The organism is Streptomyces beigongshangae (assembly GCF_019710745.1).
Taxonomy (GTDB): domain Bacteria; phylum Actinomycetota; class Actinomycetes; order Streptomycetales; family Streptomycetaceae; genus Streptomyces; species Streptomyces beigongshangae.
Map to the genome: position 1 here is coordinate 17,176 of NZ_JAHKJW010000061.1, position 20,925 is coordinate 38,100.

Annotated in this window: 5 protein-coding genes (1 of these 5 only partly in view); 1 reads left to right on the plus strand and 4 read right to left on the minus strand. The window is 76.2% G+C overall.

The features are described from left to right. The 3 genes from KM933_RS32410 to KM933_RS32420 all read right to left on the minus strand — a co-directional run. Nucleotides 1-16,966, minus strand: the 5' portion of a protein-coding gene (locus KM933_RS32410; protein WP_221359021.1) for a type I polyketide synthase. It extends 12,038 nt beyond the left edge of the window; only the first 16,966 of its 29,004 coding nucleotides appear in the window; its start codon is at nt 16,964-16,966; the stop codon falls past the left edge of the window. 505 nt (nt 16,967-17,471) lie between these two features. After that, nucleotides 17,472-18,527: a GDP-mannose 4,6-dehydratase gene (locus tag KM933_RS32415; protein WP_221359023.1), complete on the minus strand. Its 1,056-nt coding sequence runs from the start codon at nt 18,525-18,527 to the stop codon at nt 17,472-17,474. A gap of 209 nt (nt 18,528-18,736) precedes the next feature. After that, entirely contained in the window at nt 18,737-19,360 is a 624-nt protein-coding gene (locus KM933_RS32420; protein WP_221359025.1) for a hypothetical protein, read from the minus strand. A gap of 232 nt (nt 19,361-19,592) precedes the next feature. On the opposite strand from KM933_RS32420, the gene KM933_RS32425 reads away from it, so the two are divergent. Next, nucleotides 19,593-19,868 (plus strand): hypothetical protein, encoded by a 276-nt coding sequence (locus KM933_RS32425; RefSeq protein WP_430727398.1) that lies wholly within the window; start codon nt 19,593-19,595, stop codon nt 19,866-19,868. 107 nt (nt 19,869-19,975) lie between these two features. On the opposite strand, the gene KM933_RS32430 is transcribed toward KM933_RS32425, so the two are convergent. Further along, entirely contained in the window at nt 19,976-20,737 is a 762-nt protein-coding gene (locus KM933_RS32430; RefSeq protein WP_221359027.1) for a thioesterase II family protein, read from the minus strand. Nucleotides 20,738-20,925 lie beyond the last annotated feature (188 nt).

Below are 20,925 nucleotides of genomic sequence, written 5' to 3' on the forward strand. Positions count from 1 at the left end.
CGGCGAGGCGGGCGGCGACGTCCGCGACCGGCTCCTCGTCGCCCGCGATCACCACGGCGCGGGGGCCGTTGACGGCGGCGAGGCAGACGCGGTCCGCCAGGCCCTCCAGGAGGGGCAGCACCTCGTCCTCGGCGGCCTCGACGGCGACCATGGCGCCGCCGGCCGGGAGGGCGGCCATGAGCCGGCCGCGGGCGGCGACGAGGGTGCAGGCGTCCTCCAGGGAGAAGACCCCGGCCACGTGGGCCGCGGCGATCTCGCCGATGGAGTGTCCCGCCACGCCGTCCGGGGTGACGCCCCAGGACTCGACGAGCCGGTACAGGGCCACTTCGAGGGCGAACAGGGCGGGCTGGGTGTAGGCGGTGTCGTGCAGGAGGGCGGCCTCGGGGGTGTCCTCGGCGGCGAACAGCACCTCGCGCAGGGGGCGGTCGAGTTCCTGGTCGAAGCGGGTGAGGACGGCGTCCAGGGCTTCGGCGAAGACCGGGTGGCGGTCGTACAGTGCGCGGCCCGTGGCGGCGCGCTGGCTGCCCTGGCCGGTGAAGAGGAAGGCCAGGCGACCGCGGGCGGGGGCGCCGGTGAGGAGGGCGCCGTCGGGGGTGCCGTCGCGCAGGGCGGTCAGTGCGCGCAGCAGCCCGTCGCGGTCGCCGGTGAGGACGGCGGCGCGGTGTTCGAGCGCGGCGCGGGTGGTGGCCAGCGAGTGGGCCAGGTCCGTCAGCGGCAGCGCGGGGCGGTCCGTGACGTGGTCGAGCAGGCGGCCGGCCTGCTCGCGCAGGGCGGCGGCGGTGCGGGCGGAGAGCACGACGGGCACGCCGGCGGGCAGGGTGTCCGCGTCGTGGTCGTCGCGGGCCGGGGCCTGTGCGGGCCGGGACCGCCCGGAGTCCTCCTGGGGTTCCGGGGCCTGTTCCACGATGGTGTGGACGTTGGTGCCGGAGAGCCCGAAGGAGGAGACGCCGGCCCGGTACGGGCGGCCGGTCTCGGGCCAGGGCACGGTGTCGGTGGCCAGGTCGATGGCGCCGGAGGTCCAGTCGACGTGGCTGGAGGGGGCGTCCACGTGCAGGGTGCGCGGGACGGTGCCGTGCCGCATCGCCATGACCGTCTTCATGACGCCCGCGATGCCGGAGGCCATCTGGGTGTGGCCGATGTTGGACTTCACCGAGCCGAGCAGCAGCGGGCGGTCCGCGGGCCGGTCCTGGCCGTACGTCGCCAGCAGGGCCTGGGCCTCGATGGGGTCGCCGAGGGCGGTGCCGGTGCCGTGGCCCTCGACCACGTCCACCTCGGCCGGGGTGAGCCCGGCGGCGGCCAGGGCCTGGCGGATGACGCGGGCCTGGGAGGGGCCGTTGGGCGCGGTGAGGCCGTTGCTCGCGCCGTCCTGGTTGACGGCGGAGCCGCGGATCACGGCGAGGACGGGGTGGCCGTTGCGGCGCGCGTCGGAGAGCCGCTCGACCAGGACCAGGCCGACGCCCTCGGCCAGGCTCATCCCGTCGGCGCCCTCGGCGTACGCCTTGCAGCGGCCGTCGGGGGCCATGGCGCGCTGGCGGCTGAAGCCGGTGAATGCCTGCGGGGTGGCCATGACGCTGACGCCGCCGGCCAGGGCGAGGGTGGACTCGCCGTTGCGCAGCGACTGGCAGGCCAGGTGCAGCGCGACCAGCGAGGAGGAGCAGGCGGTGTCCAGGGTGACCGCGGGGCCCTCCAGGCCGAAGGTGTAGGCGAGGCGGCCGGACATCACGCTGGAGATGGTGCCGGTGATGAGGTGGCCCTCGGCGCCCTCGGAACTGGCGCCGCCCGCCGTGTAGTCCTGGTAGCTGGCGCCGATGAAGGTGCCGGTGGCGCTGGAGCGCAGGCTCGCGGGGTCGATCCCGGCGCGTTCGATGACCTCCCAGCCGGTCTCCAGGAGGAGCCGCTGCTGCGGGTCCATGGCCAGGGCCTCGCGCGGGGAGATGCCGAAGAAGCCGGCGTCGAAGTCGGCGACGTCGTGCAGGAAGCCGCCCTGCGTGGAGTACGTGGTGCCGGGCCGGTCGGGGTCCGGGTCGTAGAGGGCGTCGGCGTCCCATCCGCGGTCGGCGGGGAAGCCGGTGATGGCGTCGCCGCCGGAGGCGACGAGGTCCCACAGGGCCTCGGGCGAGGTGATGCCGCCCGGGTAGCGGCAGCTCATGGCGACGATGGCGATCGGCTCGTCGTCGGCGGCGGCCGTGGTGCGCACCGGTGCGCCGCTCTCGGCGTCGGGGCCGCCGATCAGGCCGCGCAGGTACCCGACGAGGGTGAGCGGGTCCGGGTAGTCGAACACCATCGTGCTGGGCAGGGTGAGGCCGGTGACGGCGGCCAGCCGGTTGCGCAGGTCGACCGCGGTGAGCGAGTCGAAGCCGACGTCGCGGAAGGCGCGCCGCTCGGACAGCACCTCCGGGGAGGCGTGGCCGAGGACGGTGGCGGCCTCGGAGCGCACCAGGTCGAGCAGGAGACGGTCCTGCTCGCCGGCGGGCAGGGCGCGCAGCCGGGTGGTGAACTCGCCGCCCTCGGCGGCGCGGCTCGCGCTCTCCTCGGTGAGCCGGCGGACCTGGGGCACGTCCTCGAAGAGGTCGGTGGGCCGCGAGGAGGTGAAGACCGGGTGGTAGCGGTCCCAGTCGACGTCGGCGACGGCGAGCGCGCCCTCGTCGCCGTCGAGGACCTGCCGCAGTCCGGCCAGGGCCAGCTTCGGGTCCATGAACTCCAGGCCGCTGCGGCGGATCTGGCCGGGGTCGACGCGGCCGAGCTTCATGTCGTCGGCCCAGATGCCCCAGGAGATCGCGGTGCCGTGGGCGCCGCGGGCGCGCCGGTGCTCGGCGAGGGCGTTGAGGTGGGCGTTGGCGGCGACGTACGCGGCGTGCCGGCCGCTGCCCCACATGCCGGCGGTGGAGGAGTACAGCACGAACGCGTCGAGCTGTTCGTCGTCGAGGAGTTCGTCCAGGTGGGCGGCGCCGGCGGTCTTGGCGTGGACGACCTTGGCGAACGCGTCGAGGCCGGTCTCGTCCAGGGACTGGAGCTCGATGACGGCGGCGGTGTGGAAGACGCTGCGGACCGTGCGGCCCTCGGCGGCGAGGCCGTCCAGGAGGGCGGCGACGGCGTCGCGGTCGGCGACGTCGCAGGCGGCGACGGTCACGGCGCAGCCGCGCTCGGCGAGTTCGGCGACGAGGTCGGCGGCGCCGGGGGCGTCCGCGCCGCGCCTGCTGGTGAGCACCAGGTCGCGGGCGCCCTGGTCGGCGAGCCAGCGGGCCAGGTGGGGGCCGAGGGTGCCGGTGCCGCCGGTGACCAGGACGGTGCCGCGCGGGGTCCAGGCGCCGGAGCCGGTGGGGGCGGGGGCCGGGGTGATGCGGCGTGCGAGGACGCCGGAGGCGCGGACGGCGAGCTGGTCCTCGCCGGTGGTGCCGGCGAGGAGGGCGGCGAGGCGTTCGCCGGTCCGCCGGTCCAGGGTGTCGGGCAGGTCGACGGTGCCGCCCCAGCGCTCGGGGTGTTCCAGGGCGGCGGTCCAGCCGAGGCCCTGGACCATGGCCTGGGCCGGGCGGGTGAGGCGGTCGGCGCGGCCGGTGGAGACGGCGCCGCGGGTGAGGGCCCAGACGGGTGCCTCGATCGCGGCGTCGCCGAGCGCCTGCACCAGGACGACGCTGAGGGCGAGGCCGGTGGTCAGCACCGGGTGGGCGGCGCCGGTGTCCTCGGCGTCGGCCAGCAGCGACACCACGCCGGCGGGGGCCGATGCCGTGGCCAGGGCGCGCAGCCGGTCCGCGAGGGCGTCCCGGTCGGTGTCGGCGGGCGTGAGGGCGAGGGGCAGCACCTCGGCGCCGGCCGCGGTCAGGGCCTCCGCGACGGAGGCGGCGTACGCGGGGTCGGTGCCGTCGGCGGTGACGAGCAGCCAGCCGCCGTCCAGGGCGGCGTCGGGGAGCGTGCCGAGCGGCTTCCAGGTGGCGCGGTAGCGCCAGGAGCCGACGGTGGAGCGGTCGCGGCGCTGCTTGCGCCAGGTGGACAGGGCGGGCAGCAGCGGGGCGAGGGCGTCGCGGTCCAGGCGGAGCCGGGAGGCGAGGGAGTCCACGTCCTCCTGTTCGACCTCGGACCAGAACTCGGCGTCGGCCGGGTCGCCGTCACCGGTGCCCTGCGGGCGGCCCGCGACGGCCCACAGGTGCTCGCGCTGGAAGGCGTAGGTGGGCAGGGGTGTCCTGCGGGCCCCGGTTCCGGCGTAGACGGCGGCCCAGTCGGCGCGGCCGCCGCGGACCCACTGCTCGGCGAGGGAGGTCAGGAAGCGGGCGGTGGTGCCCTGGTCGCGGCGCAGGGTGCCGACGGCGGCGGCCGGGCGGCCGGTGTCCTCGGCGGTGGCCTGGACGGCCATGGTCAGCACCGGGTGCGGGCTGATCTCGACGAAGACGGTGTGCTCGGTGTCGAGCAGGGCGCGCACGGCCTCCTCGAAGCGGACGGTCTGCCGCAGGTTGCGGTACCAGTAGGCGGCGTCCGTGCCGGTGGGGTCGAGCGGGGCCGCGGTGACGGTGGAGTGGAAGGGCACGCGGGGCGTGCGGGGCGTCACCGGGGCGAGCACGTCGAGGAGTTCGGCCTCGATGCGCTCGACCTGCGGCGAGTGGGAGGCGTAGTCCACGGCGACGCGGCGGGCGCGCAGGTCGCGGGCGGTGAACTCGGCCTGGAGGGCGTCCAGGGCCTCGGGGGTGCCGGCCAGGACCACGGAGCGGGGGCCGTTGACGGCGGCGACGGAGACCGCGCCGTCATGGGGGGCCAGGTACTCCTCGGCCTCGGCGGCGGACACCTGTACGGACATCATGCCGCCGGCGCCGGCCAGGACGCGGCCGATGGCCTGGGAGCGCAGGGCGACGACGCGGGCGCCGTCGTCCAGGGAGAGCGCGCCGGAGACGACGGCGGCGGCGATCTCGCCCTGGGAGTGGCCGATCACGGCGTCGGGGGTGACGCCGTGGGCGCGCCACAGCTCCGCGAGGGAGACCATCACGGCCCAGGTGGCGGGCTGGACGACGTCGACGCGGTCCAGGGTGGGGGCGCCGTCGGCCTGGCGCACGACGTCGGTCAGGGACCAGTCGGTGTACGCGGACAGGGCGGCGGCGCACTCGTGGAAGCGTTCGGCGAAGACCGGTGAGGTGTCCAGGAGCTCGGCGCCCATGCCGGCCCACTGGGAGCCCTGGCCGGGGAAGACGAACACGGTGCGGCCGTCGGTGTCGGCGACGCCCTGGACGACCTGGGCGGTGGGCTCGCCGGCGCCGAACGCGGTGAGCGTGTCGGTGAGTTCGGTGATGCCGGAGCCGAGGGCGACGGCCCGGTGCTCCAGCACGGAGCGCGCGGTGATCAGGGTGTGGCCGACGTCGGCGGGGTGCGGCGCGGCGGCGGCGGTGAGGTGGTCGGCGAGGTTGGCGGCCTGGCCGCGCAGGGCGGCGGGGGCGGCGGCGGACAGGATCCACGGCAGGGTGCCGCCCGCCGGGAGGGCGGGCTCGGGAGCCGGCGCGGGTTCTCCGGTGATGTCGGCGGGGGGCGCCTGCTCCAGGATGGCGTGCGCGTTGGTGCCGCTGATGCCGAAGGAGGACACCGCGCAGCGCAGCGGGCGGTCGTCCCGGCTCCACCCGGTGTTCTCGGTGATCAGGCGGACGGCGCCGCCGGACCAGTCGATGTGGCTGGAGGGTTCGTCGGCGTGCAGGGTGCGCGGCAGTTCGCCGTGGCGCATCGCCTGGACCATCTTGATGATGCCGGCGACGCCCGCGGCGGACTGGGTGTGGCCGATGTTGGACTTCACCGAGCCCAGCAGCAGCGGCTGCTCGGGGTCGCGTCCCTGGCCGTACGTCGCCAGCAGGGCCTGCGCCTCGATGGGGTCGCCGAGGGCGGTGCCGGTGCCGTGCGCCTCGACGGCGTCGACGTCGGCGGTGGTCAGGCCCGCGGCGTCCAGGGCCTGGCGGATGACGCGGACCTGGGAGGGGCCGTTGGGGGCGGTGAGGCCGTTGGAGGCGCCGTCCTGGTTGATGGCGGAGCCGCGGACGACGGCCAGGACCTCGTGGCCGTTGCGGCGGGCGTCGGAGAGGCGCTCCAGGACGAGCATGCCGACGCCCTCGGCGAGGGTCATGCCGTCGGCGTCCTCGGAGAACGCCTTGCAGCGGCCGTCGCGGGCCAGGGCCCGCTGCCGGGAGAACGCGATGAACGACATCGGGTTGGTCATGACGGTGGCGCCGCCGGCCAGGGCGAGGGTGGACTCGCCGTTGCGCAGCGACTGGCAGGCCAGGTGCAGCGCGACCAGCGAGGAGGAGCAGGCGGTGTCGACGGTGACCGCGGGGCCCTCCAGGCCGAAGGAGTAGGCGAGGCGGCCGGACAGGACGCTGGGGCTGGAGCCGGTGACCATGTGGCCCGCGGAGCCGTCGTCCACGCCGACGCCGTAGTCCTGGTAGGTGGAGCCGATGAAGGTGCCGGTGGGCGTGGAGTGCACCGACGCGGGATCGATCCCGGCGTGCTCGAACGCCTCCCAGGTGGTCTCCAGGAGCAGGCGCTGCTGCGGGTCCATGGCGAGGGCCTCGCGCGGCGAGATGCCGAAGAAGCCGGCGTCGAACTCGCCCGCGTCGTGCAGGAACCCGCCCTGCGTGGAGTACGTGGTGCCGGGCCGGTCGGGGTCCGGGTCGTACAGGGCGTCGGCGTCCCAGCCGCGGTTGACGGGGAACTCGGAGATGGTGTCGGTGTTGTCGGCGACCAGTTTCCAGAACGCGTCGGCGGAGCGGGCACCGCCGGGGAAGCGGCAGCTCATGCCGATGATGGCGATGGGCTCGTCGGGGGCGGCGGCGCCGGTGGCGGGCGCGGCGGCGCCCGCGGCGGTGCCGAGGAGTTCGTCCCGCAGGTGGCGGGCGAGGGCGACGGGGCTGGGATAGTCGAAGACCAGGGTGGAGGGCAGGGTGAGCCCGGTGAGGGCGGCGAGCCGCTTGCGCAGCTCCACCGCGGTCAGTGAGTCGAAGCCGGCGTCCCGGAAGGCGCGCTTGGCGGGGACGCCCTCGGCGGAGGTGTGGCCGAGGACGACGGCGGCCTCGGAGCGCACCAGGTCGAGCAGCAGGCGCTCCTGCTCCTCGCCGGTGAGGCCGCCGAGCCGGCCGGCCAGCTCGGTGGCGGCGCCGGAGGACCGGGCGGCGTCGGGGGCGGTGAGGGCGGCGACGGTGTCGATCGTGTCGAAGAGGCGGCTGGCGCGGGCGGCGGTGAAGACCGGGTGGTACTGCTCCCAGTCGACGTCGGCGACGGTGACCGCGGCCTCGCCCCGTACGACGGCACGGCGCAGTTCGGCCATGGCGGTGCCCGGCTCCAGGAGCCGCAGACCGGTGCGTTCGATGCTCTCGGAGACCGACCGGTGGGTGCTGGCCATGCCTACCTCGGCCCAGGGGCCCCAGGCGACGGAGGTGGCGGCCAGGCCGCGGGAGCGGCGGTGCCCGGCGAGCGCGTCGAGGTAGGCGTTGGCGGCGGCGTAGGCGCTCTGGCCCGCGCTGCCCCAGACCCCGGCGACGGACGAGACCAGGACGAAGAAGTCCAGGTCGTGGCCGTCGAGGAGGGCGTCGAGGTGGGCGGCGCCGAGGGTCTTGGCGGCCATGGCCGCGGCGACCTCGTCCAGTCCTGTGGCGGCCAGTGGCGCGGCCTGGCCGACGCCCGCGGCGTGCACGACGCCGGTGAGGGGCGCGTCCTCGGGCACTCCGGCGAGCACGGCGGCGAGGGCGCCGCGGTCGGCGGCGTCGCAGGCGACGAGGGTGACGCGGGCGCCGAGTTCCTCCAGTTCGGCGCGGAGCGCGGCGGCGCCGGGGGCGTCGGGGCCGCGGCGGCCGGTGAGGATCAGGTGGGCTGCGCCGGACCGGGCCAGCCAGCGGGCGGCCTCGGCGCCGAGGCCGCCGGTGCCGCCGGTGACCAGGACGGTGCCGGAGGCGGTGAACTCGTCCTCGCGGGGCAGCTCGTCGCCGGGGTGGCGCACGACGCGGCGGGCGAGCGTGCCGCCGGCGCGGACGGCGAGCTGGTCCTCGCCCGCGCGGGTGGCGAGGACGCTGACGAGGCGCTGGACGGCCGGGGCGTCGAGGACCTGCGGCAGGTCGACCAGGCCGCTCCACTGCTCGGGGCGCTCCAGGGCGGTGACCCGGCCCAGGCCCCAGGCGGCGGCGCGGGCGGGGTGGGTGAGGGGGTCGCCGGGGCCGGTGGAGACGGCGCCGCGGGTGACGGTCCACAGCGGGGCGGTGACGCCGGTGTCGCCCAGGGCCTGGGCGAGGACCACGCCCAGGGCGAAGCCGGCCGGGAGCCCGCCGGCGGGGTCGCCGGTGCCGGTGGCGGCGGGCCGGGCGGCGTCGGCGAGCGGCAGCAGGGAGAGGACGCCGCTGATGCCCGCGGCCCCCTCGGCGGCGGCGCCCTGGACGGCGGCGCGCAGGGTCGCGGCGAGGTGGTCGCGGTCGAGGTGGGCCGCGTCCAGGACGAGGCGTTCGACGACGGCTCCGTGGCCGCGCAGCGCGTCCAGCACCTCCTCGGCCTCGTCGGCCTGGTCGGTCTCGTCGGGACCGGCGGCCGTACCGGCGGTGGTGACGGCGAGCCAGGTGCCGTCGAGGACGGGGGCGCCCTCGGCTGCGGCGGGGTGCCAGGCGACGCGGTAGCGGGCGGCGTCGAGCACGGCCCGCTCCTGGCGGGCGCGCCGCCAGGAAGACAGCGACGGCAGCAGCGCGTAGAGGGAGGCGTGCTCCTCGTCGCGCAGGCCGAGCAGACCGGCGAGGGAGGCGGCGTCACCGCGCTCGACGGCGGTCCACAGCGCGGCGTCGGCGGGGTCGGAGGCGCCTTCGGAGGTGCGGCGCGCGGTGGGCGCGGTGGTGTCGGGCCAGTACGTCTCGTGCTGGAAGGCGTAGGTGGGCAGTTCGACGGTGGTGGCACCGGTGCCCCGGTGGACGGCGGTCCAGTCGACGCGGACGCCGCGCACGTGCAGGCGGGCCAGCGCGGTGAGGGCGGACTCGTCCTCGGGACGGCCGGTGCGCAGCAGCGGGACGGCGTCGACGGGGGTGCCGTCGCCGAGGGTGTCCTGGGCGGCGGCGCACAGCGAGCCGCCGGGGCCGAGTTCGAGGTAGGTGGCGGCGCCCGCCTCGTGGGCGGCGCGCACCGCGTCGGCGAACCGGACGGTGGACCGCACGTGCCGCACCCAGTAGTCGGCGGTGCGCAGGTCGTCGCCCTCGGCGGGGCGGCCGGTGAGGTCGCAGACCACGGGCACGGTGGGCTCGTGGTAGGTCAGGCCCTCGGCGACCTCGCGGAAGGCGTCCAGCATCGCGTCGGTGCGGGGCGAGTGGAAGGCGTGGCTGACCCGCAGGCGGCGGGTGGTGCGGCCGAAGGCGGCGAAGTGCTCGGCGATCCGGGCGGCGGGCTCCTCGTCGCCGGAGACGACCACCGCCGACGGGCCGTTGACGGCGGCGAGCGCGACCCGGTCCTCCCGGCCCGCGAGGAGCGGCAGCACCTCCTCCTCGGACGCCTGGAGCGACCACATGGCGCCTCCCTCGGGGAGGGCCTGCATGAGGCGGGCGCGGGCGGCGACCAGCGCGCAGGCGTCCTCCAGGGAGAGGACGCCCGCGGCGTGGGCGGCGCTGATCCCGCCGATGGAGTGGCCGAGCAGCACGCCGGGACGCACACCCCAGGAACGGACGAGCCGGTACAGGGCGGTCTCCAGCGCGAACAGCGCGGGCTGGGTCCAGCCTGTCTCGTACAGGGCGGCGGCGCCGGGGGTGCCCTCCTCGGCGAAGAGCACGTCCTTGAGGGAGCCGTGCGGAGCGCCCGCGGGGGTGTCGAGGAGCAGCGGGTCGAGGCGGGCGACGACCTCGTCGAGGGCCTCGGCGAACACCGGGTGGCGCTCGTACAGTTCGCGGCCGGTGCCGGGGCGCTGGCTGCCCTGGCCGGTGAAGAGCAGGGCGGTGCGGCCCGCGCCGCCGGTCTCGCCGAGGACCAGCGCCGCGTCGGGCCGGTCGGCGGCGAGCGCGCCGAGGGCGCGGCGGGCGTCCTCGGCGGTGCCGACGACGACGGCGCGCTGCTCGAAGGCCGGGCGGGTGGTGGCCAGCGAGAGGGTGAGGTCGGCGGGGGCGGCGCCGGGGCGGGCCTCCAGGTGGGCGAGGAAGCGGGCGGCCTGGGCGCGCAGCGCGGGACGGGTGCGGCCGGACAGCGTCCAGGGCAGCAGGGTCGTCCCGGCGGTCCCGGCGGCCTCGGTGCTCTCCGGCGGCGCGGCGGGCTCGCCCTGTTCGAGGACGACGTGCGCGTTGGTGCCGCTGATGCCGAAGGAGGAGACGGCGGCGCGGCGCGGGCGGCCGGTCTCGGGCCAGGCGGTGTGCTCCCGGACGAGGGTGACCGCGCCCGCCTCCCAGTCGACGTGCCGGGAGGGTTCGTCGGCGTGCAGGGTGCGCGGCAGTTCGCCGTGGCGCATCGCCTGGACCATCTTGATGACGCCCGCGACACCGGCGGCGGCCTGGGTGTGCCCCAGGTTGGACTTCACCGAGCCCAGCAGCAGCGGCCGCTCGGGGTCGCGGTCCTGGCCGTAGGTGGCGAGGAGCGCCTGCGCCTCGATGGGGTCGCCGAGCGGGGTGCCGGTGCCGTGCGCCTCGACGGCGTCGACGTCGGCGGTGGTCAGGCCCGCGGTGCCCAGCGCCTGGCGGATGACGCGCTGCTGCGAGGGACCGTTGGGGGCGGTCAGGCCGTTGGAGGCGCCGTCCTGGTTGACGGCGGAGCCGCGCACCACGGCCAGGACGCGGTGGCCGTTGCGGCGCGCGTCGGAGAGGCGCTCCAGGACGAGCACGCCGACGCCCTCGGACCAGCCCACGCCGTCGGCCCCGTCGGAGAACGCCTTGCAGCGGCCGTCGGGCGACAGGCCGCGCTGGCGGGAGAACTCGATCAGGGAGGTCGGGGTGGACATCACCGTGACGCCGCCGGCCAGGGCGAGGGAGCACTCCCCCGAGCGCAGGGCCTGCATCGCCCAGTGCATGGCGACCAGGGACGAGGAGCAGGCGGTGTCGACGGTGACCGCCGGGCCCTCCAGGCCCAGGGCGTAGGAGACCCGGCCGGAGGCGATGCTCGGGGCGGTGCCGCTGCCCTGGTGGCCCTCGAAGCGCTCGTCGGCGAGGGTCGCCGAGTAGTCGCTGTACATGACGCCCGCGAAGACACCGGTCTGGCTGCCGCGCAGGGTCACCGGGTCGATCCCGGCGTGCTCGAAGGCGGTCCAGGACGCCTCCAGGAGCAGCCGCTGCTGGGAGTCGGTGGCGAGCGCCTCGCGCGGGCTCATCCCGAAGAAGCCGGCGTCGAACTCGCCCGCGTCGTGCAGGAAGCCGCCGTGGCGGGTGTACGAGGTGCCCGGGTGGTCCGGGTCGGGGTGGTACAGGTTGTCGAGGTCCCAGCCGCGGTTGGCGGGCAGGCCGCCGATCGCGTCGGTGCCCTCGGTGACCAGGCGCCACAGGTCGTCGGGCGAGTCGACGCCGCCGGGGTAGCGGCAGCTCATGCCGACGATGACGATCGGGTCGTCGGCGGTGGCGGCGCCGCGGGCCCGCGGTTCGGTGCCGGACGCGGCGGCCCGGGGGACGGCGTCGGTCAGCTCTTCGAGGAGGTGGCCGGCGAGGGCGGCGACGGTCGGGTAGTCGAAGATGACGGTCGCGGAGGTGCGCAGACCGGTGGCGGCGGCCAGCCGGTTGCGCAGTTCGACGGCGGTCAGCGAGTCGAACCCGAGGTCCTGGAAGGCCCGTTCGGCGTCGATGTCGTGCGCGGAGGCGTGTCCGAGCACGATGGCCGTCTGGGTGCGGACCAGGTCGACGACGGCTTCGGTACGGGCCTCCGCGTCGAGCCGGGAGAGCCGCTGGGCGAGGTCGAGGGCCGCTCCGGAGCCGGTGCGCACGGTACGGCGGGTCCGGGTGCGGACCAGGCCGCGCAGCAGCGGCGGTACGTCGTCGGCGGCGGGGCCGCGCAGGACGGCGAGGTCCAGGCGGGCCGGGACGACGGCGGCGCGGGGCAGGGCGAGGGCGGCGTCGAAGAGCGCGAGGCCCTGTTCGACGGTGAGCGGGGGCGTGCCGGAGCGGGACATGCGCTCCAGCTCCTGCGCGGACAGCTCGCCGGTCATGCCGCCGGTGGGCACCCAGGGGCCCCAGGCCAGGGAGAGGCCGGGCAGGCCCGCGGCGCGGCGCAGGGCGGCGACGGCGTCCAGGAAGGCGTTGCCCGCGGCGTAGTTGGCCTGGCCGGGGGCGCCGGTGGTGCCGGCGAGGGAGGAGAACACGACGAACGCGGCGAGGTCCAGGCCGAGCGTGGCCCGGTGCAGGTGCCACACGGCGTCGGCCTTGGGCCGCAGGACCGCGGCGAGGCGCTCCTCGGTGAGGGACTCCACGAGGCCGTCGTCGAGGGTGCCGGCGGTGTGCACGACGGCGGTGACGGGGTGGTCGGCGGGTACGGCGGCGAACAGCCGCTCCACCGCCGCCGGGTCGGCGGCGTCGCAGGCGGCGAGGGCGACCTCGGCGCCCAGCTCCCGCAGTTCGGCGGCGAGCTCGGCCGCTCCGGGGGCGTCGGGGCCGCGGCGTCCGGCGAGCAGCAGGTGCCGTACGCCGTGCTCGGCGACCAGGTGGCGGGCGAGCACGGCGCCCAGGCCGCCGGTGCCGCCGGTGACGACGACGGTGCCGTCGGGGTTCCAGGGCGCGGCGGTCGCGCCGTCGCCGGGGCGGACCCGGGTGAGGCGGGCACCCAGCACCGCGCCGTCGCGGAGGGCGCTCTGCGGCTCGTCGCCGGCCAGGGCGGCGGTGAGTCCGGCGGGCGCGCCGTCCACGGGCGCACCGGGGTCGAGGTCGAGCAGGCCGAAGCGGCCGGGGTGTTCGGTCTGGGCGGAGCGCACCAGACCCCAGACGGCCGCGGCGGCCGGGTCGGTGACGCCGCTGCCGCCCGCGTCGACCGCGCCCCGGGTGACGAACACCAGCCGGGAGCCGTGCGGGGTGTCCCCGGCGAGCCACTGCCGGAGCTGCCCGAGGACGCGCGCGGTGAGGGTGTGGACGGCGGCGGGCACGTCGCCGTCGGTGTCGTCGGCGACGGTACCGCCGGCGACGGGGGCGAGCACGAGTGCGGGCGTGTCGGCGCCGAGGACGGGTCCGGCTCCGGCCCCGGTCTCCCCGGTCCCGGTCCCGGTCCCGGTCAGGACACTGACCGGCGTTCCGGCGGCCGTGAGGGCGGCCGCGAGCCGGTACGGGTCGGCGCCGAGCAGGCCGACGGTGCCGGTGGGGCCCTCGTCGGCGGAGCCGGGGACGCGGACCCAGTCGAGGGCGAACAGGGCGTCCCGTTCGAGCGCGGAGGCGGCGGGGCGGGCGTCGGGGGCGGAGCGCAGCACCAGGGAGCCGACGGTGGCGACGGGCGCACCGGTGGTGTCGGCGACGGCCAGCGTCACGGCGTCGTCGCCGGACGGGGTGATACGCACCCGGGCCTCGGCGGCACCGCTCGCGTGGAGGGTGACGTCCTGCCAGGCGAAGGGCAGCCCGCCGCGGGCGTCCTCGCCGAGCGGGGCGAGGGCGGTGGCGTGCAGGGCGGCGTCGAGCAGTGCGGGGTGCAGACCGAAGGAGGCGGCGTCGCCCGCCGGTCCGGCGTCGAGGGCGACCTCGGCGAAGGTCTCCTCGCCGCGCCGCCAGACGGCGCGCAGGCCGCGGAAGGCGGGGCCGTAGGAGAAGCCGGCCTCGGCCAGACCCTCGTAGAAACCGTCGAGCGCGACGGCCTCGGCGCCCGCCGGCGGCCACACCGCGGCGTCGAACGCCCCGGCTTCCCCGGCCTCCTCGGCGTGCTGGGCGGCGGGCGCGAGGAGGCCGGCGGCGTGCTGCGTCCAGGGCCGGTCCTCGTCGCCGTCGGGGCGCGCGTACAGGCTCAGGGTGCGGCGGCCGGTCTGGTCGGGGCTGCCGATCCACACCTGGACCTGGACCCCGGCGTCCTCGGGCAGGGCCAGCGGCGCGGCCAGGGTGAGGTCCTCGACGCGCTCGCAGCCGACCTCGTCGCCGGCCCGCACGGCCAGCTCCAGGAAGGCGGTCCCGGCCAGCAGCACGGTGCCGCGCACCGCGTGGTCGGCGAGCCAGGGGTGGGTGCGCACCGAGAGACGGCCGGTCAGCAGCGTGCCGTCGGAGTTGGCGAGGGTGACGGCGGCAGCCAGCAGCGGGTGGTGGGCGGCGCCGAGCCCCGCGGACCGCAGGTCGCCGGGGAGCCCGGTGACGCCCTTGGGCCAGAAGCGGCGGTGCTGGAAGGCGTAGGTGGGCAGGTCGGCGCGGCCGGCTCCGGTGCCCTCGAACCAGCGCTCCCAGCGCGGGGCGGTGCCCCGCAGGTGGAGGCCGGTGGCGGCCTCGGTGAGGGCGACGGCCTCGGGGCGGTCCTTGCGCAGCGCGGGCAGCACGGCGGCGCGCTCGTGTCCCTGGGCGTCCAGGACGGTGCGGGTGAGTGCGGCGAGGGTGGCGTCGGGGCCGAGTTCGAGGAAGAGGCCGGTGCCGTGTCCGGCCAGCCAGGAGACGCCGTCGGCGAAGCGCACGGCGTGGCGGACGTGGTCGGTCCAGTGGTCGGCGGAGGTCAGCTGCCCGACGGTGGCGGGCGCGCCGGTCAGGTTGGAGACGACCGGGATGGTGGGCGCCTGCGGGGAGAGTCCGGCGACGACCGCCCGGAACTCGTCCAGCATGGGGTCCATGAGCGGCGAGTGGAAGGCATGGGAGACCCGCAGCCGACGGGTGCGGCGGCCCAGCGCGGCGACGCGTGCGGCGATGTCCTCGACGGCGTCCCGCTCACCGGCGACGACCACGGCCGAGGGGCCGTTGACGGCGGCGACGGAGACCTGTCCGGCGTGCTCGGCGACGAGCGGCGCGACCTCGTCCTCGGTGGCCTCCAGGGACACCATCGCGCCGCCCTCGGGCAGCGCCTGCATGAGCCGGCCGCGCGCCAGCACCAGGGTGCAGGCGTCCTCCAGGGAGAACACCCCGGCCACGTGGGCGGCGGCGATCTCGCCGACGGAGTGGCCGGTGAGGTGGTCCGGGACGACGCCCCAGGACTCGACGAGCCGGTAGAGGGCCACTTCGAGGGCGAACAGGGCGGGCTGGGCGTACTCGGTGCGGTCGAGCAGGGCGGCCTCGTCGCTGCCCTCCTCGGCGAACATCAGGGGGCGCAGCGGCCGGTCGAGCCCGGCGTCGAGGTGGCCGAGGACCTCGTCGAGGGCGCGGGCGAAGACGGGGAAGCGTGCCGACAGCTCGCGTCCCATGCCCGGCCGCTGGGAGCCCTGGCCGGAGAAGAGAACGGCCAGCTTGGTCCGGCCGCGCAGCTGGTGGGTGGCGAGGCCCGGGGCGTCCTCGCCCGCGGCGAGCGCGGTGAGGGCCGTGACGGCGGTGTCCGGGTCGGCGGTGGTGAACGCCGCCCGGTGCTCGAAGGCGGAGCGGGTGGTGGCCAGGGCGTGCGAGACGTCCAGGGCGGGCAGTTCGGGGTGGGCGGCGAGGTGGTCGAGGAGCCGGCCCGCCTGGGCGCGCAGCGCCTCGGGGGTGCGGCCGGACAGCAGCCAGGGCAGCGGCCCGGCCTCGATCACCTCGATCGCCTCGGCGGCCTCGGCGGGAGCGGCCTGGTCGTCGCCCTCGGTCCCGGCGGGCCGCTGGGCCGGGGCCTCCTCGATGATGGTGTGCGCGTTCGTGCCGGACAGGCCGAAGGAGGAGACGCCGGCGCGGCGCGGGGCGTTCTCGCGGCGCGGCCAGGGGACGGGCTCGGTGAGCAGGCGGACGTTGCCCTCGGTCCAGTCGACGTGGGTGGAGGGCCGGTCCACGTGCAGGGTGCGGGGCAGCAGGTCGTGGCGCATCGCCATGACCGTCTTGATGATGCCGGCGATACCGGCGGCGGCCTGGGTGTGGCTGATGTTGGACTTCACCGAGCCCAGCAGCAGCGGGCGTTCGGGGTCGCGTCCCTGGCCGTACGTCGCCAGCAGCGCCTGCGCCTCGACGGGGTCGCCGAGGACGGTGCCGGTGCCGTGCGCCTCGACCACGTCGACGTCGGCGGTGGTCAGCCGGGCGTTGACCAGGGCGGACTCGATGACGCGCTGCTGGGAGGGGCCGTTGGGGGCGGTCAGGCCGTTGGAGGCGCCGTCCTGGTTGACGGCCGAGCCGCGGACCACGGCCAGGACGTGGTGGCCGTTGCGGCGGGCCTCGGAGAGGCGTTCCAGGACGAGGACGCCGACGCCCTCGGACCAGCCGGTGCCGTTCGCGGCGTCGGCGAAGGACTTGCAGCGGCCGTCGCCGGCCAGACCGCCCTGCCGGGCGAACTCGACGAAGGTGGTGGGGCTCGCCATCACGGTGACGCCCGCGGCCAGCGCCAGGGAGCACTCCCCCGCGCGCAGCGACTGGGCGGCCAGGTGCACGGCGACCAGGGAGGAGGAGCAGGCGGTGTCGACGGTCACGGCCGGACCGACGGCGCCGAAGAAGTACGAGAGGCGGCCGGACAGGATGCTGGTGGCGTTGCCGGTGAGCTGGAAGCCCTGGACGTCGTCGTCGGGGCCGACCCGGTAGTCCTGGGGCATGGCGCCGACGAACATGCCGGTACGGCTGCCGCGTACGCCCGCGGGGTCGATGCCGGCCCGCTCGAACGCCTCCCAGCCGGTCTCCAGGAGGAGCCGCTGCTGGGGGTCCATGGACAGCGCCTCGCGGGGCGAGATGCCGAAGAAGTCCGGGTCGAAGGCGGGCGCGTCGTGCAGGAAGCCGCCCGCGAAGTCGGCCGGGCCGTCGCCGACGGCGGCCTCCCAGCCGCGGTCGGTGGGCATGGCGGTGATGCCGTCCTCGCCGGCCACCAGCATCCGCCACAGGTCCTCGGGGCTGCTGACACCGCCCGGGTAGCGGCAGCTCATCCCGACGATCGCGATGGGCTCGGTCGCCGCGGCCTCCAGCTCGCTCACCCGCTGCCGGGAGCGCTTCAGGTCCGCGCTCGCCCGCCGGAGGTAGTCCCGGAGCTTCTGTTCCTTGTCCATATCAACGCAACCCATCTGGAAGAAGACCGGCGGACGGCTGGCGGTCCGACGTGGGTACCGGGGCACCGGGGCGGCCGTACGGCACCGGTGCGGCCGGGGTGCCCGGGGTGTCCTGAGTGTCCGGAGGAGGGAGGAGGGCCGGGGGCGGGACCGCGGCGGTCCGCCCGGCGGAGTGGCTCACGCGCGTGCGGGAGCGGGCGGGGTGCCGCGCCGCGAGCGGGAGTCCTCCGACGGCCCCCCGGCAGGCGGGCGGGCGGGCGGGACCCCGGCCGCTCCTCCGGAGCACGCGCCCGGTGCGCGTGCCGTGCACACAGTTCCGCTGACCATGGGCACAGTCTGCGGCGGCACGACTTTGGAAATCCCTAGTGTGTGACGTCCCCGCGCGCCCTGGCGCGCTGTCCCCGTGCGCGTCCCGTGATGCGTGGCCCCCGCACGCGGCGGAGCCCGCCCGGTGGTGCACCGGGCGGGCTCCTCCTGCGGCCCGGCCGCGCCGGGCCGGACGGACCTACCAGTTGCCCAGGGGGCCGGTGGAGCCGCTGGTGGCGAGCAGGCGGCTGTAGTCGCGCTCGCGGGATGCCTGCCGCAGGTCGGACTCGACCATCATGCGCATCAGCTCCTCGAAGTCGACCTCGGGCTCCCAGCCCAGTTCCCGGCGGGCGTTGCCGGAGTCCGCGCAGAGGGTCTCGACCTCGGCGGGGCGGACGAGGCCAGGGTCCACCACCACGTGGTCCCGCCAGTCGAGGCCGACGTGCTCGAACGCGATGCGGGCGGCGTCCCGGACCTGGTGCATGGCGCCGGTGCCCACCACGTAGTCCCCGGGTTCCTCCTGCTGGAGCATCAGGTGCATGGCGCGGACGTAGTCGCCGGCGAAGCCCCAGTCGCGCTCGGCGTCGAGGTTGCCGAGGCTGAGCTTGTCCATGGTGCCGAGCTTGATCTGCGCGACCGCCAGGGAGATCTTGCGGGTCACGAACTCCGCGCCGCGGCGCGGGGACTCGTGGTTGAACAGGATGCCCGAGACACCGTACATCCCGTACGACTCGCGGTAGTTGCGGGTGATGTAGTGGCCGAACGCCTTGGCGACGCCGTACGGGCTGCGGGGGTGCAGCGAGGTGGTCTCCCGCTGCGGGCTCTCCGCCACCTGGCCGTACATCTCGGAGGAGGACGCCTGGTAGAAGCGGATCTGCCCGCGGGGGGCGCCGCCGGAGGACTTGGTGAGCCCGGACACCATGCGTACGGCCTCCAGCATCCGCAGCACACCGGTGCCGTTGACCTCCGTGACCAGCTCGGGCTGCTGCCAGGACATGGGGACGAACGAGATCGCGCCCAGGTTGTAGACCTCGTCGGGCTGGACCAGGTCCACGGCCGACACCAGGCTGCCCTGGTCCATGAGGTCGCCGTCCACGAAGGACAGCTCGGGGATCAGTTTGGCTATCCGGTCCTTGCGGGGGTTGGCCTGGCCACGGCACAGCCCCCACACCTGGTAGCCCAGGCCGAGGAGGTGTTCCGCCAGGTACGAGCCGTCCTGGCCGGTGATTCCGGTGATGAGTGCGCGCTTGGACATCTTCCCTCTTTCGACCGCCACGGTGAGGACCGGTCGGGCGGATGTCCGCGCCCGGGGGGCGGATTGATCGAGGCCGGATGCGTACCGCGCCCACCGGGCGGACAGACCCCTGTCCGCCTCCGTCGGAGCACGCGACGCACGGCCTGCGCTCACGAGCCGTCCTCGTCGCAGCCATGCAAGCACGCGCAACGCTAAGGAATTTGCGAGTCTTAGGGCACGTCCCACCCGGACCGAAACACCCGCAACCGGCAGGTAAGCCGCATACCGGCCCGGCAGCGGCCTCGCGGGCCGGCGGCGCGGCGGGGCCGGACGGCTACAGCTACAGCTAGGGGCGGGGTCAGCCGGGGCGCGGGCGGCCGTACCGACCCGATGACCTCCTTGACGGTGCCGTCGCAGTTCTCCGTGGTGGTCATGGAGTTGCCGATCGCCCGGCCCACGCCGTACAGGTTCGCCGCGCGCACCCGGGGCAGCGTGGTGGGCGCGGCCGCGCCGGGCAGGGTGAAGGTCACCGATCCCGGGGTGTCCGGGAAGAACTGGAACCTCGACCCCTGCCGGGCCAGTGTCCGGTTCCAGCCGGCCAGGGCCGCCGGATCGGCGAAGAAGTGCTTGGGCTGGCGCCGCGTCCCGTCGACGTCCTCGACGGCGAACCGCCCGTTCGCCGACACCCGCAGTCCCGGGTCGGCCCGCGGCACGATGTTGGGCGCACCCCCGACGAGGAAGGTGTACCCCACACCGGCCGCGTGGTCGGCCGACCACGCCTGCGCCTCGAACTGCTGGTCGGTGGTGTACGTGGGGGGCATCGCGCCCGGTCCCGCCAGGTTGTAGAACAGCACGGTCGGCTCCCTGGATGCGTCCGCTGCCCGGTGCGCGCGCACGGCGGCGCCGTGCACGCGGCGGCCCACGGGCCGGGGGGCGAACCCGGTGGGCCGTGCCCTGTTCCTCCGTGGTTCCTTCGTAGCAGTCCCGGGCGGGGTGCACCACGGGGCGAACCGGCTCCGGTTGCGGGGGCCGTCCGCCCGCGGGCGTGGCGCCCCGTTGTCAGTGGCGGCTGGGAGGCTGGACCGCGTGAATGGCGACGAGCAACTGCTGCGCGGCCGGATCTACGGCCACGACCACGACGACCCCGACCCCGGTCCACGTCCGGGCCGCTCCTACGTCGCGCTGGTCGGCGGGCCGCTGGACGGCCTGTTCCTGGACATCACCGACTGGACACCGGAGCGGATCGCCGCCGGCGCCGCCCTGCCCACCGAGCTCGGCCGGTTCGGCGCCGGCGGCCGCGCCCTGTACGACCCGCGCCCGGGGGACCCCCACCGCTTCGACTGGTCCGGCGACAGCCCCTGACCGGCCCCGGCGTTCCAGGACGCCGGATGCCGGACGGACAGACGCACAGGCGGACGGACAGACGGACGGACGGGCCGTTCATGGCGCGGCCCGCCGTGCGCCGCGGGTCACTTCGACGCCACGGCTCCGCGTTCCGCGACGAACCGCCGGATCTCCTGGAGAACCTGCGGTACGTGGGAATTGAGGTAGAAGTGCCCGCCGTCGAAGGAACGCACCGTGGTGTCCTCCGTCGTGTGCTCGGCCCACGAGCGGGCCTCGTCCTCGGTGACCTTGGGGTCGTCCTTCCCGAACATGACCACCACGGGGCAGCTCACCCGGCGCCCCGGCTCCGGGCGGTAGATCTCGGCGGCCCGGTAGTCGCCGCGCACCGCGGGGAGGATCATCCGCAGGAGCTCCTCGTCCCCCAGGACGGCCGGATCCGTACCGCTCAGGTTGCGCAGTTCCGCGAGGAACTCCTCATCGCCGGCCTGGTGCACCTGTTCGTCCCGCCACCGCGAGGGAGCCCGGCGGCCGGAGGCGAAGAGGCCGAGCAGCGGCGTTCCGCCGGCCTCCAGCCGCAGCGCCACCTCGTAGGCCAGTGACGCGCCCATGCTGTGCCCGAAGAACGTCAACGGCCGGTCGGCCCAGGGCTTCAGCTCCTCCGCGACGAGGTCCGCCAGTTCCTCGATGGTGTCCACGAGGGGTTCCGTACGACGGTCCTGGCGCCCCGGGTACTGCACCGCCACCACGTCGATCTCGGGCGACAGGGCACGTGAGACGGGGTGGTAGAACGTCGCGGAGCCGCCGGCGTGCGGGAAGCAGACCAGGCGCGTCGGGGCGGCCGGTGCGGGGTGGTAACTCCTGATCCACTTCTCGGAGTTCGTCGCCATGCTCTGGTGTGTCCCTTCGGTTCGTTCCGGGTGGTCGCGGAGGGGCGTGCGCCGGCCCGGCGGGTGGTACGGCCGAACTCCGCCCCTCGCGGGGCCCGGCTCCCACCGGTTCCCCGGCCGCCCGGGCCGGACGCGGCGGAACCTGCCCGGGGAGCCGCGGGACCGTGGGTCCCGCGGCTCCCCGTCCG